The following is a 16,568-nucleotide window of genomic DNA, read 5'->3' as shown; positions in this document are numbered from 1 at the left end:
CCCCGGAAGGCAGGCGGCACTGTGATCACCGCCTGGCTGCTGTTGGGCGCAGCCCTCCTCCTGATCCTCGCCAACGGCCTCTTCGTGGCCGCCGAGTTCGCCTTCGTGACCGCCGACCGCGGCGCGGTGGAACGGTCCGCCGAGGCCGGCGACGCCAAGTCCGGCCGGGTCTCCAGGGCCCTGCGGCACCTCTCCTTCGAGCTCTCCGGTGCCCAACTGGGCATCACCGTCACCTCGCTGGTGGTCGGCATGCTCGCCGAGCCGGCCCTTTCGACCCTGCTGCGGCCCGTGATGTCGGGCATCGGCGTGCCCGACTCGGCCGCGCGCGGCGCCGCCGTCGTGGTCGGCATGGTGCTGGCCACCGTCGTCCAGATGGTGATCGGCGAGCTGGTGCCGAAGAACTGGGCGATCTCCCGCCCGCTCCAGGTGGCCCGTGCGGTCGCCGCGCCGCACATGGCGTTCTCCTTCGCCTGCCGCCCGCTGATCCGCTTCCTGAACGGCGCCGCCGACCGGACCGTCCGGGCCTTCGGCGTCGAGCCGCAGGAGGAGCTGGAGCACGCCCGCACCCCGGCCGAACTGGTCTCGCTGGCCCGCCACTCGGCGAAGGCCGGCGCGATAGACGAGGAGTCGGCGACCCTGTTCGTCCGCACCCTGGGCCTCGGCGAGCTGACCGCGCAGTCGGTGATGACCCCGCGCGTGGACGTCTCCGCCCTGCAGCGCGACGCCACCGCCTCCGACGTCATCAACCTGACCCGGGCCACCGGCCTGTCCCGCTTCCCGGTGTACGCCGACAGCCTGGACGAGGTCACCGGCATCGTGACGCTCAAGGACGCGCTGGCCGTCCCGGCCGTCCGACGCGCCCAGGTGCCGGTCGGCGAGCTGGCCTCGGCGCCACTGCTGGTGCCCGAGACCCTGCCCGCCGAGCGGCTGCTCGACCGACTGCGCCGCCTCCAGCCGATGGCCATCGTGGTCGACGAGTACGGCGGCACCGCCGGCGTCGTCACCGTGGAGGACATCGTCGAGGAGATCGTCGGCGAGGTGCAGGACGAGCACGACCCGGCCGACCGCCCGGAGCTGGTCCCGCTGCCGTCCGCCGATGGCCTGCCCGCCTGGGAGGCGGACGGCCGCGCCCGGATCGACCAGCTGGAGGCCATCGGCCTGAGCGCGCCGGACGGTCCGTACGAGACCCTCGCCGGCCTGGTGGCCGACCTGCTCGGCAAGCTCCCCGAGGTGGGCGAGCAGGCCGAGCTGCCCGGCTGGCGGTTCACCGTGACCGGTGTCGACCGGCACCGCACCAGCCAGGTCCGGGTGGAGCGCACCTCCGCGCCCGCGCTGTTCGGCGAGGACGAGGAGGGCCTCCGATGACCGTGCTCCAACTGGCCCTCGCGCTCCTGCTGCTGCTCGGCAACGCGTTCTTCGTCGGTGCGGAGTTCGCCGTGGTGTCGGTGCGCCGCAGCCAGATCGAGCCGCTGGCCGAGGCCGGGCACAAGCGCGCCCGCACCGTGCTGCACGCGCTGTCCAACGTCTCCGCGATGCTGGCCGCGGCCCAGCTCGGCATCACCGTCTGCTCGCTGGGCCTCGGTGCGCTCGCCGAGCCGACGATCGCCGCGCTGCTGGAGGGCCCGTTCCACGCGATCGGCGTCCCGTCCGGCCTGATGCACCCGCTCTCGTACGGGATCTCGCTGGCGCTGGTGGTCTTCCTGCACATGGTGATGGGCGAGATGGTGCCCAAGAACATGGCCATGGCGGGCCCGGAGAAGGCCGCGCTGTGGCTGGGCCCGCCGCTGGACCGGCTGGCCCGCTGGCTCACCCCGGTGATCCGGCTGCTGAACGCCTTCGCCAACGGGGTGCTCAGGCTCTTCCGGGTCGAGCCGAAGGACGAGGTCGAGTCGGTCTTCACCACCGAGCAGCTGATGTACCTGCTGGTCGACTCCCGGGACGCCGGACTGCTCGACGAGGACCGCCAGGAGCGGCTGGAGGACGCCCTGGAGATGGGCCGGCGCCCGGTCACCGACGTGCTGCTGCGGCCCGAGGAACTGGTCACCGTGGACACCAAGGTGACCGCCGCCGAGATCGAGGAACTGGCCCTGCGCACCGGCTTCTCGCGCTTCCCGGTCACCGACGGCGACCCGGCCGGCCACGGCTACCTCGGCTACCTCCACCTGAAGGACATCCTCGACGTGGAGGACTCCTCGGCGCCCGTCCCGGCCCGCCTGTGGCGGCCGATCACGGTGCTGCGCGGCACCCTCCCGCTGGACGACGCCCTCGGCGCGATGCGCCGGGCGGCCTGCCACCTGGCCGCCGTGCTGGACCAGGACGGCCGGACGATCGGCGCGGTCATGCTGGAGGACGTGCTGGAGGAACTGGTCGGCGAGATGCACGACCCCGACCACCGCGCCGCCGGCCGGCCGTCCCCGTAGCGGTCACCGGCGTCCCCGGCAGTCCCCGCCCCGGGCGGCGGCCTCCGCGGTCGCAGCGCCGGGCGGCGGTCCCCGCGGGCTGCCGAGGGCGTGTCCGCTCGTGGCGATTCTGCCCACAGCATGCGGCGCTTCCCAAGCCGGCCACTCTCGGAGCAGGGTGGCCGGCATGAGACTCCTGCTGCTGGGTGGAACGAAGTTCGTCGGGCGCGCCGTCGCCGAGGAGGCCGTGGCCAGGGGCTGGGAGGTGACGGCCCTCAACCGCGGCACCCGGCCGGCGCCCGAGGGCGTGCGGCTGCTGGTGGGCGACCGTACGGCCGAGGACGGCCTCGCGGCGCTCGCGGCGGGGGAGTGGGACGCCGTGGTGGACACCTGGTCCTGGGCGCCGGCGGCGGTGCGCGACAGCGCCCGGGCGCTGAACGGCAGGGTCGGCCACTACGCGTACGTCTCCAGCCGGTCGGTGTACGACGCCCCGCTGCGCGCCGGAGCGGACGAGACGGCGCCGGTCGTCGCCTCCTCCCCGGACCTGACCGGCGAGGTGCCCTACGCCGAGGCCAAGCGCGGCGCCGAACTGGCGCTGGAAGCCGAGTACGGCGGCCGCGCGCTGCTGGTCAGGGCCGGGCTGATCCTCGGCCCGTACGAGGACATCGGCCGGCTGCCCTGGTGGCTGAACCGGATCGCCCGCGGCGGCCCGGTGCTCGCCCCCGGCCCGCGTGACACCGCGGTGCAGTACATCGACGTGCGCGACCTCGCGGTCTGGACCCTGGACGCGGTGGCGGCCGGGCTGGGGGGCCCGTACAACGTGGTCAGCCCGGCCGGCCACACCACCATGGGCGAGCTGCTGACGGCCTGCGTGCGGGCCACCGGTTCGGACGCCGAGCTGCGCTGGACCGACCCGGAGCGGATCCTCGCGGCGGGCATCGAGCCGTGGACCGAGCTGCCGATCTGGCTGGCGCCCGGCGAGCTGCGCGACTTCGTGCACGGCGCCTCGGTCGCCCGGGCGGTGGACGCCGGACTGCGCTGCCGCCCGGTCGCCGAGACGGTCGAGTCCACCTGGGCGTGGCTGCGGTCGATCGGGGGCGTCGCCCCGCAGCGCGCCGACCGGCCGGCCGTCGGGCTCGACCCGGCACGCGAGGCGGATCTGCTCCGGGAGCCGGACCCGCGGTAGCCCTCGGCGACACTCCGGCCCCGGCGACGCCTCAGCTCCCGCGACACTCCAGCCCCAAGAGCGCCCGCCCGGCCGCGACCCGGCCAGGGCCCGCGTCCTAGCCCCGGCCGTCGATCAACTCCCCGTACGCCTGCACCAGGTCCGGCAGCCGCAGCGTCGCCAGGTCCTCCCGGCCCGGTGGCTCGCGCAGCTGCGACAGCCGGAGGTCGCGGTAGGCGCAGGACTTCTCGTACAGGGTGCGGATGAACCGGCCGTTGCCCAGCTCGTCGATCCAGCCCTCGCGCACCACGTGGGTGCAGATGCTGGCCAGTTCCTCGGCCGCGTCCTCGTCCCAGCCGTCGCCGTCCCGGCCGGCCAGTGCCGCGCCGATGGCGGTCAGCTCGTTGGGACGGTAGCTGGGGAAGTCGACCCGGGTGGTGAAGCGGGAGTTGAGGCCGGGGTTGGTGGCGAGCAGCCGGTTCATCCCCTCCGGGTAGCCGGCCAGGATCACCACCAGCCGGTCCCGGTTGTCCTCGGCCCGCTTCAGCAGCACCTGCAGTGCCTCGTCGCCGTACGCGTCGCCCTTGGTGTAGCCCGAGTTGGAGAGGCTGTACGCCTCGTCGATGAACAGCACGCCGTCCAGGGCGGAGTCGATCAGGTCGTTCGCCTTGACGGCCGTCTGGCCGAGGAACTCGCCGACCAGGTCCGCTCTCTGGGCCTCCACCAGGTGGTCGCCGGAGAGCAGGCCGAGGGCGTGGAAGACCCGGCCGAGGATCCGGGCCACGGTGGTCTTTCCGGTGCCGGACGGGCCGGAGAAGACGAAGTGCCGCTTCGGCGGCTGGACCGGCAGGCCCTGCTCGGCCCGCAGCCGGCTCATCCGCAGTTGTGCCGACAGGGCGCGCACCTGGCGCTTGACCGGCTCCAGGCCCACCATCAGCGAGAGTTCGGCCAGGGCCGCGTCCAGCTCCCGGTCGTCGCCCCCCGCCCTGGCGGCGGGGGAGGGCGCGAGCCGGGGCTGCGCCTGGCCGCGGACCGGCGGCGGCGCGGGAGGGGTCGGGCAGCCCGGGGCTCCCGAGCCGGACCGCTCCCCGGCCGCCCGCGGCACGCCGTCCCCGGCCGGCCCGGCCGGGGCGAGGCCGGTGGCCTCGTCCGCCGGGCCCGCGTCCACCAGGCCGCCCCCCGGCTCGGTCGTACCGGGCCCGAACTCCTCGCCGTAGAGCGGTCCTTCCGCGTACCCGAGCTCGTCCTGGAAGCCCGCCTCGCCGCCCGGCCCGGCCGGTTCCGCCCTGCCCGGGCGCCCACCCGCCAGCAGCCCGTCGGCGAGCGCGTCCTCCGCCGAGATCGCCGCCAGCCGGGCGGCGGTGTCCATGAAGGCCGGATCCGCCCGGTGCACCGCCCGGTACAGCGGCAGGGCCGCCGCGCTGCGTCCGGCACCCTCGTACGCCCGGGCCAGCCAGTAGCGCAGTTCCTTGCGCTGCGGCTGCTCGGACCGGCAGCGCGCCAGCGAGGCGGCCAGCGGTGCCTGCGCCTGGGCGCACATGTCGAGCCGCACCCGCGCCATCCCGGCGAACAGCCCGGCCTCGATGCCCAGCAGCGGGTCGTCCAGCAGGCGGTCGGTGTCGCGGATCAACTGCTCCCAGTCCTTGAGCAGATAGGACCGGCAGGCGTACAGGAACTGGGCTGACGGGTCCTCGCTCGGCGCCGGGCACTGCTCCAACGCCCGGTCCAGTTCGGCGAGGTGGCGGCCGTCCAGCCAGTGCGAGGCGTGCGCCAGTGCGAGGTCGCGGGCGTCCTCCAGGACGGGCTGCACCCACCAGCCCAGCCAGTACCAGGAACTGAGCGGGCGCCGGTGCAGCCGCCGCTGCTCGCCGAAGCGCTTCTGGTGGCGGTACATGGCGAGCAGCGCGGCGGAGGTGTCGCTGCGCAGCGCGTGAAGGCCGAGCCAGGCGTCGGCCATGCCCGGGTCGAGCCGCACGGCGGCCCGGAACTCCTCCTCCGCGCGGGCGTAGGCGCCGGCCGCGTAGGCGTCCATGGCGCGCAGCCAGGCGCGGTCGGCGAGCCGGTCCGGGTCGCCCGCCGTGCTGTCGGAACTGTCCACCGTCGTCACTCACGCCCCCCGCGGTGTGGCCCGGGGCTCGGTCGTCGGTTCGCCTGAGCATCGCCGGGCCGTGGTCGGAAGCCCCCGGGGCGCCTATGCGCCTGCCAGGAATCGTACCGGCGCGGAGCTGATCCGGAAGGGTGCCGTACGGGCTCAAATGGGATCGCACGCGCGGTCGTTGGGCAGCGGAATGGCTGAAACGAGCGGGCGGCGCGGGCGCCGGGGCGCAGATGGGGGAGGGGACCGGACGACGCCCCCGGCTCACGGGGGAACAAGCCGGGGACGCCGGGTCCGAGGCGGCCGGAACGCTCGGTCCCGGCGGCTGAGGCAAACCTAAATCCCAGTGATGTCGCAGGTCAAGGACTTGGTTGAAGATTCACCGACGGTGCCCGGCAGGATCCGCCCGGTCACCCCGTCCACGCGTGTGGCGGCGTGGGGCCGGCTCGGGTCGGCGGCGAAGTGCGCCGCCTCCGCCCGGGCCCAGCCCGCCCAGAACCCGGCCAGTTCCGGACCGTCCCGTTCCTCGCCGCGCCGCCGGGCGGCCGCGGCGTCCAGCTCCATCCAGATCAGCCGGGCCAGGAACGGGCGCACCTCCCGGCGCCCCGCACCCACCCCCTCCACCAGCACCACCGGAGCGGTCGGCACCACGGCGGTGGTCGCGAAACGGCGCAGCGTCCAGTCGTACACCCGGTACTCGGCGTCCCGGCTGGCCGCCAGCGGCTCCAGCACCTGCTCGCGCAGTCGCCCGGTCCACGCGAAGAACTCGGTGTGGGTGGCCAGGTCGTCCAGGTGGACCACCGGCGCCCCGCCGAGCGCCGCCGCCAGCCGCCTGGCGAAGGTCGTCTTGCCGGAGCCCGCGTGGCCGTCCACCGCGACCAGCCGCACCGGCCCGCAGGACGGCGGCAGCGCCCGCAGCTCGGCGGCGAGCGTCGTCAGCGGGTCGCCGGTCGCGGGCGGGGAGAAGGCGGGGAGGGTTCCGGAAACAGCCACAACGGCAACCCTACGGTGCCGTAGCCCACCACTGCGGACAGTTGATCAGTGCAGGTCGTGACGGCGGCCCGGGTTTCCGGCATACTCGCCTTCGCCACGCCTGTGAACGGCCGTTCACCGCAACCCGGTGCCGGTCGGGCCGACCTGCCACACCCCGCGCCGGACCAGCCGACAGCTCGGTCCGTCGCCCGATCGAGGAGGCGACCGCCGCCATGACCCCCTCCCCCGTGAAAGCCGTGGAGCGCCAGCTGCCGAGCGAGGAGGCCCGGGAGCTGCTGAGCCTCACCCGCGACCTGGTCCAGCGCGAGCTGCAGCCGCGCGCGGCGGAGGACGAGGGCGCCGGGCGCTTCCCGCGGGAGGTCTTCCGCACCCTCGGCGAGGCCGGCCTGCTGTCCCTCCCGTACGACGAGAAGTACGGCGGTGGCGATCAGCCCTACGAGGTGTACCTCCAGGTGCTGGAGGAGCTCGCGGCGGGCTGGCTGGCCGTCGGCCTCGGCGTCAGCGTGCACACCCTGTCCTGCCACGCCCTGGCCACCTTCGGCACCGAGGAGCAGCGCACGGCCTGGCTGCCCGCCATGCTCTCCGGCGACCAGCTCGGTGCCTACTGCCTCTCCGAGCCGCAGTCCGGCTCGGACGCGGCCGCCCTGCGCACCCGCGCCGACCTGGACGGCGACGAGTACGTCGTCAACGGCACCAAGGCCTGGATCACCCACGGCGGGCGGGCCGACTTCTACAGCACGCTGGTGCGCACCGGCGCCGAGGGCCCGAAGGGCATCAGCTGCCTGCTCGTCCCCGGCACCCAGCCGGGCCTGTCGGCCGCGCCGCCGGAGCACAAGATGGGCATGCGCTCCTCGCCGACCGCCCAGCTGCACTTCGACGGCGCCCGGGTCTCCCGCGACCGGCTGATCGGCGAGGAGGGCCAGGGCTTCCAGATCGCGCTCGCCGCACTGGACTCCGGCCGCCTCGGCATCGCCGCCTGCGCGATCGGCGTCGCCCAGGCCGCCCTCGACCTCGCGGTGGACTACGCCCGCACCCGGCGCCAGTTCGGCCGCCCGATCGCCGACTTCCAGGGCCTGTCGTTCATGCTCGCCGACATGGCCACCCAGATCGAGGCCGGTCGCTCGCTCTACCTGGCCGCCGCGCGGCTGCGGGACGCGGGCCGGCCGTTCTCCAAGGAGGCGGCGATGGCCAAGCTGTTCTGCACGGACACGGCGATGCGGGTGACCACCGACGCCGTCCAGGTGCTCGGCGGCTACGGCTACACCCAGGACTTCCCGGCCGAGCGCTACATGCGCGAGGCCAAGGTGCTGCAGATCGTCGAGGGCACCAACCAGATCCAGCGGCTGGTGATCGGCCGCCACCTCACCAAGGCCTGACGGCCTTCCCCCTACGGCCTGCGGCCGTCACTCCAGGGTGCGGAGTGACGGCCGCAGGCGTTCTTGGCGGAGCGTCGGCTCAACGGCGGCGGGCGGCGGTCAGCGCCGCACCAGCCGCCGGCGCTGCTCCGGGATGACGGGCGTCACCGGGGCGGTCCTCCGCGCGGCCTGGGCCGGGGCCGTCGCGGCCCGCACCGGGCGGTGCACCAGCGCGTGCGAGAACGGCTGGGTGCGCCAGTCGAGACCGCTCGGCAGCTTGAACAGCGCGTCGAAGCCCGTCGGCTGCGCGTCCTCCGGGCTCTCGACCTCCGCCAGATCGTCGGTCGGGGCGCCCGAGCCGGGGCAGATCGCGGGGGCGAAGGGGTTCCAGGCGGTGGGCAGCAGGGCGTGCTGCGGAAGCCGTTCCTCGTCCGCCACGAGGGCGATCGGACGGCGGCACTCGGGGCAGTGGACCCGGAAGATGTCCCAGGTCTCGGCCTCACCGGGGTCGTTGCCCGGCGAGTGGTCGACCGCGAGGTCCTCGCGGCCGGTCATATCGTCGGTCTCGTCGGCGCCCAGCACACGCTGGTCAGTAGCAGGCATGAGGATCCCCCTAGGATCGGGCCCGGCATGGTCGTCCAGGGCCACAACCAGCATTTCCCTGGGACTCGGGCTCATAACCCTGCGGTGTTGCGCACCACGATGCACCGGGTGTGTCCTTGGCCACACCGCTTGCCACATTCACTCGGCAATTGCCTCCGTGTCACCTGCAATCCCGGTCCGTGCCACCGCGTGCGCCCCTCGTGCTCCGGAGCCGGTAGGTTGGCCCACTGTGGAGGATCTCGACCAACGCATCGTCCAGCTGCTCCTCGAGGACGGCCGGATGAGCTACACGGACCTGGGCAAGGCCACCGGCCTGTCCACCTCGGCGGTGCACCAGCGGGTGCGCCGCCTCGAACAGCGCGGGGTGATCCGCGGCTACACCGCGATCATCGACCCCGACGCCGTCGACCTGGCGCTGACCGCGTTCATCTCGGTCAAGCCCTTCGACCCCAGCGCCCCGGACGACACCCCGGAGCGGCTGGCCGGCCTGCCCGAGATCGAGGCCTGCCACAGCGTCGCCGGCGACGAGAACTACATCCTCAAGGTGCGGGTCGGAGCGCCCGGCGACCTGGAGGACCTGCTCGCCCGCATCCGCAGCGCCGCCGGGGTCTCCACCCGCACCACCGTCGTGCTCTCCACCCCCTACGAGGCCCGGCCCCCCAAACTCTGACCGGCGTACCGGTGTCCCGGCGGGGCGGCTCCGCGGAGCGGAAGGCCCGGGCTCCGCAGGGCGGGAGGCACGGTGCAGACTTAGCCGCATGACCGAAAGCACCACCCTCCGGACCGTCCTGCTGCGCGGCGGCGCCGTCTACAGCCCCGCCGACCCGTTCGCCACCGCGATGCTCGTCGAGGGCGAGCACATCGCCTGGGTCGGCAGCGACGGTGCCGCCGAGGCGTACGCGGCCACCGCCGACGAGATCGTCGAGCTGGACGGCGCCCTGGTCACCCCCGCCTTCGTGGACGCCCACGTCCACGCCACCGCCACCGGCCTGGCGCTCACCGGTCTGGACCTCACCGGCAGCCCCTCGCTGGCCGCCGCGCTGGCGGCCGTCACCGCCTTCGTCGAGGCCCGGCCCGACTCCGGCGGGGTGCTCATCGGCCACGGCTGGGACGAGAGCGGGTGGCCCGAGGGCCGCCCGCCCACGCTCGCCGAACTCGACGCCGCCGCCCGCGGCGCCGCGCTCTACCTCTCCCGCACCGACGTGCACTCCGCGCTCGCCACCACCGCGCTGCGCGCCCTCACCGAGGGTCTCGCCGAGCGGCCGGGCTTCGACGCCGACGGTCCGCTCACCAAGGACGCCCACCACGCCGTCCGGCGGACCGCGCTCGCCCGCCTCACCCCCGAGCAGCGCCGCCGCGCCCAGCGCGCCACCCTCGCCCGCGCCGCCGAGCTCGGCATCGGCGCCCTGCACGAGTGCGCCGGACCGGAGATCTCCTCCGAGGACGACCTGACCGCCCTCCTGGCCCTGGCCGCCGACCGCGAGGGCCCCGAAGTGTTCGGCTACTGGGGCGAGTTGGGTGGCGTCGAGACGGCCCGCAGGCTCGGCGCGGTGGGCGCCGGCGGCGACCTCTTCGTGGACGGCGCGCTCGGCTCGCGCACCGCCTGCCTGCACGGCCCGTACGCGGACGCCGGTCACACCGGCACCGCCTACCTGAGCGCCGAGCAGGTCGCCGACCACGTCGCCGCCTGCACCGCGGCCGGGCTGCAGGCCGGCTTCCACGCCATCGGCGACGCCGCCGTGACCGCCGTCGTGGACGGCGTCCGGGCGGCCGGCGAGCGGGTCGGGCTCGACCGCGTCAGGGCCATGCGCCACCGCGTGGAGCACGCCGAAGCCCTCGACGACAAGGCCGTCGCGGCCTTCGCCGAGCTCGGCCTCACCGCCTCCGTCCAGCCCGCCTTCGACGCCGCCTGGGGCGGTCCGGACGGCATGTACGTGCAGCGCCTGGGTGCCGAACGGGCCGCGGCCCTCAACCCGTTCGCCGCCCTGCTGCGGGCCGGCGTCCCGCTGGCCTTCGGCTCGGACGCCCCGGTCACCCCGCTCGATCCCTGGGGCACCGTCCGGGCGGCGGCCTTCCACCAGACCCTGGAACACCGGATCTCCGTCCGTGCCGCCTTCACCGCCCATACCCGCGGCGGCTGGCGCGCGATCGGCCGCGACCAGGACGGGGTGCTGGTGCCCGGAGCGGTCGCCAGCTACGCGATCTGGGCCGCCGAGGAACTCGTCGTCCAGGCCCCCGACGCCCGGGTGGCCGGCTGGTCCACGGACCCGCGCTCCGGCACCCCGGGCCTGCCCGACCTCACCCCGGGCCGCGAACTGCCCACCTGCCTGCGCACGGTGGTCCGCGGCCGCACCGTGCACCAGCGGTGAACCGGGTGCGGCGCCGGGCCCGGAGGCGTCGCCGGACCGGATGGGGCGCGGCGGCGGACCGTCTAGGTTGACCGCCATGACGACCGATCCGCTGGTGCCCGCCGACTTCACCGTCCCCCGCGAACTGCTCGCCCCGGGGTTCCGCCTGGAGCCCCTGGGCGAGCAGCACAACGCCTCCGACCACGCCGCCTGGACGAGCAGCGCCGACCACATCCGCGCCACCCCCGGCTGGGCCGGCCGCGGCTGGCCGCCGGCCGAGGGGATGTCCCTGGAGCAGAACCTCGCCGACCTGCGCCGCCACGCGGCCGACTTCGAGGCCCGCACCGGCTTCACCTACACCGTCCTGGAGCCGGACCGGGACGAGGTGATCGGCTGCGTCTACATCCACCCGGACCGCGAGGACCCGTCCGCGGTCTCGGTCAGCTCCTGGGTCCGCGCCGACCGCGCGGACCTGGACGCCCCGCTGTACCGGGCGGTCTCCGGCTGGCTCGCCGAGCACTGGCCGCTGGGCCGCCTCCGCTACGCCGAACGCTGACCGGCGGGCACCGTCCGCCGGAGCCGTCCGCCGGAGCCGTTCGCCGGAGCCGGTCGGTCCGGCCCAGACCAGGCCAGGCCAGGCCAGGCCAGGCCGGAGCGGGCCCTACCACCCTGACCTCACGCGACCCTGACGTTCCGGGGTACCTTCTTCGGACAGCGTCCGAACAGCAAGCCCCAGGAAGATGGTGCGCCGGTGGCCATGCCCGTCACCCAGGAGCGGTCCGGGACCTCTCCCGAGCCCCGGGACCCGGCCCCCACCCCCGGCGAGGCGGGGCGCGCCGTCCGCGCCCTCGCCAAGGTCCGCGCCGGCCTGCTCCGCACCGGCCTCGCCGCGGCGTCCGGCCTGCTGCTCGCGCTCGCCTTCCCGCCGTACGACCTCTGGCCGCTGTCCCTGTTCGGTGTCGCTGCGCTGTCGCTGCTCACCCGCGGCCGCACCTTCCGCCAGGGCCTGTGGACGGGCTTCGCCTTCGGCCTGCCGTTCTTCCTGATGCTGCTCAGCTGGCTGCGGGTGGTCGGCTGGGACGCCACCGTCGGCCTGTCCGTGGTCGAGGCGCTGTTCCTGGCCCTGCTCGGCGGGGCGCTGGCGCTCACCTCCCGGCTGCCCGGGTGGCCGCTCTGGGCGGCCTGCCTGTGGGTCACCCAGGAGTGGGCCCGGGACCGCCTGCCGCTGGGCGGCTTCCCCTGGGGCAGGCTCGCCTTCGCCAACACCGCCACCCCGTTCACCCCGCTCGCCGCGCTCGGCGGGGCGCCGCTGGTGACCTTCGCCGTCGCCCTCTGCGGTGCCCTGTCCGCCTGGGCCGTGCTGCGCCTGCGCGGGCCGGGCAGGGCGCCGCGGGCGGCCGCGCTGGCGGCCCTCGGCGCGGTCGCGGCGCTGCTGGCCGGTTACGTCGTCCCGGTGCCGACCGCCGCGGACGACACCGTCAAGGTCGCCATCGTCCAGGGCAACGTGCCCAACCCGGGCATGGACTTCCTGGGCCGCCCGATGATGGTCCTCAACAACCACGCCTCGGCCACCGAGCGCCTCGCCGCCGACGTCCGGGCCGGCCGGGTCCCGCGCCCCGACGTGGTGATCTGGCCGGAGAACTCCTCCGACCTGGACCCGTTCTCCGACCCGCTGGCCCGCCAGCGCATCGACGAGGCGGTCGAGGCCGTCGGCGTGCCCACCCTGGTCGGCACCCTGGTGGACGGCCCGGACGCCCAGCACGTCCAGAACGAGGGCATCGTCTGGGACCCGGTGACCGGCCCCGGAGCCTCCTACACCAAGCAGCACCCCGTCCCCTTCGGCGAGTACGTGCCCTTCCGCGCTCAGCTGATGAAGGTCGTCACCCGCCTCCAGCGGGTCGCCCGGGACTTCTACCCCGGCGACCACAACGGCGTCATGCAGCTCGGCCCGGCGCGGATCGGCGACGTCATCTGCTTCGAGGTGGCCTACGACGAGATCGTCCGGGACACCGTGGACAGCGGCGCCCGCGTGCTGGTGGTGCAGACCAACAACGCGACCTACGCCGAGACCGGCCAGCCCGAGCAGCAGCTGGCGATGAGCCGGCTGCGCGCGGTCGAACACGGCCGGGCCGTCCTGATCGCCGCCACCAGCGGGATCAGCGCGGTGATCGCCCCGGACGGCACGGTCGAGCAGCGCACCCGGGAGCTGACCCCGGCCGAGCTGTCCGCGACCGTCCCGCTGCGCGACGGCACCACGGTGGCCGACCGGGTGGGGGCCGCCCCGGAGTGGACGCTGGCGATCGGCGGCCTGCTGGCCTGCGGCGCCGCCGTGCTGATCGGCCGCCGCCGGAGGGCCGCCGCCGGAACACCGGCCGCCGGGGAATCGTTGGACCAGGTGGTGCCGTAGCCGGCCCGGACCTCCCGTGCGGCGCGCAGAGCACCGCTTGGAGTGGATTCGTACCGTGACCCAGCAAGCTACCCCCACCGGTCCGGCCCCGCGCGGAAGGCTCCGCCGGGCGCTGCCGCTGCTGATCACCGCCTGGCTGGTGCTGGAGATCTGGCTGCTGGTCCAGGTGGGCTCGTGGCTGGGCGGCTTCGCCGTCCTGCTGCTGCTCGTCGGCGGCGCGCTGGTCGGCGGCTCGCTGATCAAGCGGGCCGGGCTGAAGGCGCTGTCCGCGGCCGTGGAACAGAGCAGGAACCCGCAGTCCCAGCAGCCGCAGACCGGCACCAGCATGACGGTGCTCGCCGGCCTGCTGCTGATCGTCCCCGGCTTCCTGTCCGACCTGGTCGCCCTGACCCTGCTGTTCCCGCCCACCCGGGCGCTCTGGCGGGCCGTCGGCCGCCGCGTCGCGGACAAGGCCCTGCGCAGCGCCTCCGTCGCCGGCGCCGCCCCGTTCGCGGACGCGATGCGGTTGCAGGAGCAGCTGCGCATCCACCGCCCGGACGGCAAGGTGATCCAGGGCGAGGTGGTCGAGCCGGACGCCGGGCCGAGCGGTCCGAAGGGCCCGGACACCACCTACCGGCCGCCGATCGCCGGCTGACGGCGCCGAGCCGACTGACCGCGCCTGCGGCCCGCACGGGCGGTGGCCGCCCGGACCGCGGGCCCGCCGTCCGTGGCCGCCGGTGCCGAACCACCCGTGCCGGACGACGCCCGGACCACGCACAGACGCCGGGAGCACGGGAAGACGCCGGGACCACGGGAAAACGTCCGGACCACGCGAAAGGGACCCTGGTGACCAGGGTCCCTTTTCGCGTCCTCCCGCTCGGCGGCGGGAGCGAGGTGTGTCAGGCGCTCTTGCGGGTGTCCCGCGGGTGCACCGCGAGGTTCATCCCGCCGGAACGGAGCACGGCCAGCCGTTCGGCCAGCACCTCCTCCAGCTCCTCGCGCGTCCGGCGCTCCATCAGCATGTCCCAATGGGTGCGCGTGGGCTTGACCTTCTTCTCCTCCGGCTCGTCACCGTCGAGAAGGGCCGCCTCCTGGCCGCAGAAGCGGCATTCCCACGTCGGGGGGATCTCCGCCTCGACCGAGAAGGGGACCTCGAAACGGTGTCCGTTCTGACATGCGTACTCGACGGTCTGGCGGGGAGCCAGATCGATACCACGGTCGGTCTCGTAGCTAGTGGCCCCGAGTCGCGTGCCGCGGAGAGCTCGCTCGCTCATGAATCGTGCCTCCCGGGCTTATGGCCCACAGGACTAGTGGTCGCTGTTCTTCGTCGTTCGGTCAACGCTCGGCTTCCGACGAAGATTCCCGTCCCGGGACATGCGTCGTCTGTCGTGCCGCCCCTGTTTGTACCCACCGGCGCCCGATTTGTCACATCTGGCCGGTGATATCACCTCAGGTGTCGCCCATTTCACACGCGGTGATCGGTCGGCCCTTCGTGCCGAGCGTACCGGGGCGGACCGGGACCGGCGTCGCCGCCCCCGGTCCCGGGCGGTCAGGAGATCGGTCGGGAGCGGATCATCGGTTCCGTCTTGCCGAGGTCGACGGGGTGGACCGGGCTGACCGGGCTGGCCGGGTTGACGGCGCCGGCCGGGTGGGCGCCGGCCATGCCGTCGGCCGGGACGGTCGGCGGGCGCTCCGGGCGGGGCGGCGCGGCGGGGGCCGCCTCGGTGCGGCTGTCGCGGTGCGGCAGCAGGGCGATCACCGCGTCCCGCAGCTGCGGCGGGGCCTCGTCGTCCAGCGGGTCGACGGTGGCGGGCACCTGGAGCCGGACGGGCGTGCCGTTGCCGATCCGGGCGTAGCCCCGGCCGATCGGTGCGTGCGCGGCGGGCACGATGTCCAGCGGCGCGCCGAGCGCGGCGCGGCCCTCCTCCAGCCCGGCGGGGCCGAGCAGCACCCTGGCCCGGGTGGTCGTCCGGACGGTCGGGGTGAGCCGGTCCCGGGCGGCGAGGTCGTCGACGACGACCACGGTCACCCGGGCGGCCCGGCCGTGCCGCAGCGGCAGTTCCAGGAGGTCCTGCGGGTCCGGGCGGCCCTCGGCGTGGGCGAGCTCGCTCAGCTCGGTGGGGTGGTCCAGCAGCAGCCACAGCGGGCGGCTGATGTCCTCGGGCGGGGTGGTGCCGCTGTGCCGGGCGGCGTTCAGCGCGGCGAGCCGGCGCTCCGTCTCCTGGACGGCCCACTCCAGCGCGGCGAGCGCGCCGTGCAGGCTGGTCTCCACCGTATGCACGCCGGGCCGGTTCACCAGGCAGGCGTGCTCCCCGGTGCCCGCGCCGTCCACCACCACCAGGTCGGCGTACGGCAGGGCCTGGAGCGCGATCGAGCGCAGCAGGCTGGAGGTGCCGTAGCCGGCGACCCCGAGGGCGAGCAGGTGCGGCTCGGAGGAGCGCGGTCCGGTGCGCCAGACCACCGGCGGCTGCTGGACGACGGCGCCGCCCTGGCTGACCGGGATGGTGCGGGCGGTGCCGTCCTCGTCGGTGAAGCCGAGCACGATCTCGCCCGGCGCGGCGACGAAGCGCTGGGCGACGATGTCGGTGGGCAGCGGGGACATCGCGGCGATCCGCAGCCGGTTGGACTCCTCGTCCCAGTCGAAGCGGTACTCCCTGGCGCGTCCGGCCTTGCCCTGGACGACCTGCTCGATCCGGGCACGGGCGGCCGGTTCGGTGTCGGTGAAGTACGCGGGGTAGCTGAGCTCCAGCTTGGAGAGCCGGCCCTCGGCGTCGAACTCCCAGGCGCTGAACGCGCTCCTGTAGTTGCCCTCGAAGTGGTACAGCGGGTTGGCGTCCTCGGGCCCGCACAGGTACGGCGTGAGCGCCGCGTAGAGGGCGCCCAGCTTGACGTCCGCGACGTCGGGCGCGGGCGGTGCGGCCGCGTCCTTGGGGGCCCGGCCGGCCCAGGCGGCGCTGGCCATCAGGGCGATCAGCGCGAACAGCAGGCCGTGCGGCAGCAGGTAGATGCCGAGCAGCATCGCGGCGGTCAGGAACAGCGTCGGGCCGCGGCGTTCCTTCGGGGTGGCCTGCCAGCGGCCCCGGGCCCAGTCGGCGTGGCGGCGCAGGCCGCGGCCGATCACGGCGAGCGGGGCGAACATGTCCGAGGCGTGGTCCCCGGCGGTGCGGGCGATCTCGCGGCCCTTGCTGAGGTGGCGGTGGAGCGGCATGGCGTGACTCCCCGGG

The 16,568-nt window shown here is 74.9% G+C and carries 14 protein-coding genes; 9 read left to right on the top strand and 5 right to left on the bottom strand.

Translation table 11 applies throughout. The annotated features are described in order from the left end of the window. The first annotated feature begins 21 nt into the window (after positions 1-21). The 3 genes from ACGF07_RS15435 (at position 22) to ACGF07_RS15425 (ending at position 3,585) form a co-directional block, all read left to right on the top strand. Positions 22-1,365 (top strand): hemolysin family protein, encoded by a 1,344-nt coding sequence (locus ACGF07_RS15435; RefSeq protein ID WP_350746784.1) that lies wholly within the window; start codon positions 22-24, stop codon positions 1,363-1,365. After that, complete coding sequence (locus ACGF07_RS15430) at positions 1,362-2,420, top strand: hemolysin family protein (RefSeq protein ID WP_350746781.1); 1,059 nt, start codon at positions 1,362-1,364, stop codon at positions 2,418-2,420. Before ACGF07_RS15435 ends, ACGF07_RS15430 begins: the two co-directional genes overlap by 4 nt. Positions 2,421-2,586: 166 nt before the next feature. Further along, positions 2,587-3,585: an NAD-dependent epimerase/dehydratase family protein gene (locus ACGF07_RS15425; RefSeq protein WP_392898902.1), complete on the top strand. Its 999-nt coding sequence runs from the start codon at positions 2,587-2,589 to the stop codon at positions 3,583-3,585. Positions 3,586-3,682: 97 nt separating this feature from the next. Here ACGF07_RS15425 and ACGF07_RS15420 read toward each other — a convergent pair whose 3' ends face one another. Continuing rightward, positions 3,683-5,596, bottom strand: a complete 1,914-nt coding sequence (locus ACGF07_RS15420; RefSeq protein WP_392898972.1) for an AAA family ATPase — start codon at positions 5,594-5,596, stop codon at positions 3,683-3,685. Between the two features lie 399 nt (positions 5,597-5,995). After that, positions 5,996-6,652 (bottom strand): uridine kinase, encoded by a 657-nt coding sequence (locus ACGF07_RS15415; RefSeq protein WP_392898900.1) that lies wholly within the window; start codon positions 6,650-6,652, stop codon positions 5,996-5,998. A gap of 212 nt (positions 6,653-6,864) precedes the next feature. On the opposite strand from ACGF07_RS15415, the gene ACGF07_RS15410 reads away from it, so the two are divergent. Then, entirely contained in the window at positions 6,865-8,028 is a 1,164-nt protein-coding gene (locus tag ACGF07_RS15410; RefSeq protein ID WP_392898897.1) for an acyl-CoA dehydrogenase family protein, read from the top strand. A 99-nt stretch (positions 8,029-8,127) separates the two neighbouring features. Here ACGF07_RS15410 and ACGF07_RS15405 read toward each other — a convergent pair whose 3' ends face one another. Continuing rightward, a complete protein-coding gene (locus tag ACGF07_RS15405) occupies positions 8,128-8,610 on the bottom strand; it encodes a hypothetical protein (RefSeq protein ID WP_350738315.1) in 483 nt (160 codons plus the stop codon). A 229-nt stretch (positions 8,611-8,839) separates the two neighbouring features. Between ACGF07_RS15405 and ACGF07_RS15400 the strand changes: the two genes are divergently transcribed. The 5 genes from ACGF07_RS15400 (at position 8,840) to fxsA (ending at position 13,999) form a co-directional block, all read left to right on the top strand. After that, complete coding sequence (locus ACGF07_RS15400; protein ID WP_045694655.1) at positions 8,840-9,280, top strand: Lrp/AsnC family transcriptional regulator; 441 nt, start codon at positions 8,840-8,842, stop codon at positions 9,278-9,280. A gap of 88 nt (positions 9,281-9,368) precedes the next feature. After that, positions 9,369-10,979: an amidohydrolase gene (locus tag ACGF07_RS15395; RefSeq protein WP_392898894.1), complete on the top strand. Its 1,611-nt coding sequence runs from the start codon at positions 9,369-9,371 to the stop codon at positions 10,977-10,979. Between the two features lie 76 nt (positions 10,980-11,055). Further along, positions 11,056-11,514 (top strand): GNAT family N-acetyltransferase, encoded by a 459-nt coding sequence (locus tag ACGF07_RS15390; protein ID WP_392898891.1) that lies wholly within the window; start codon positions 11,056-11,058, stop codon positions 11,512-11,514. Between the two features lie 201 nt (positions 11,515-11,715). After that, positions 11,716-13,365 carry an apolipoprotein N-acyltransferase gene (gene lnt, locus ACGF07_RS15385; protein WP_392898888.1) on the top strand — a complete coding sequence of 550 codons (1,650 nt, stop codon included), beginning with the start codon at positions 11,716-11,718 and terminating at the stop codon, positions 13,363-13,365. A 55-nt stretch (positions 13,366-13,420) separates the two neighbouring features. After that, entirely contained in the window at positions 13,421-13,999 is a 579-nt protein-coding gene (gene fxsA / locus ACGF07_RS15380) for an FxsA family membrane protein (RefSeq protein WP_392898886.1), read from the top strand. 244 nt (positions 14,000-14,243) lie between these two features. Here the strand turns inward: fxsA and ACGF07_RS15375 are convergent, their stop codons facing one another. Continuing rightward, positions 14,244-14,618 carry an RNA polymerase-binding protein RbpA gene (locus ACGF07_RS15375; protein ID WP_153459849.1) on the bottom strand — a complete coding sequence of 125 codons (375 nt, stop codon included), beginning with the start codon at positions 14,616-14,618 and terminating at the stop codon, positions 14,244-14,246. A gap of 275 nt (positions 14,619-14,893) precedes the next feature. Beyond that, positions 14,894-16,552 carry a hypothetical protein gene (locus tag ACGF07_RS15370; RefSeq protein ID WP_392898882.1) on the bottom strand — a complete coding sequence of 553 codons (1,659 nt, stop codon included), beginning with the start codon at positions 16,550-16,552 and terminating at the stop codon, positions 14,894-14,896. Between the last annotated feature and the right edge of the window lie 16 nt (positions 16,553-16,568).

It is taken from the genome of Kitasatospora sp. NPDC048194, assembly GCF_043202455.1.
GTDB lineage: Bacteria > Actinomycetota > Actinomycetes > Streptomycetales > Streptomycetaceae > Kitasatospora.
Note: the sequence above shows the minus strand (reverse complement) of the source record. Positions and strands in the feature narration are given on the sequence as shown.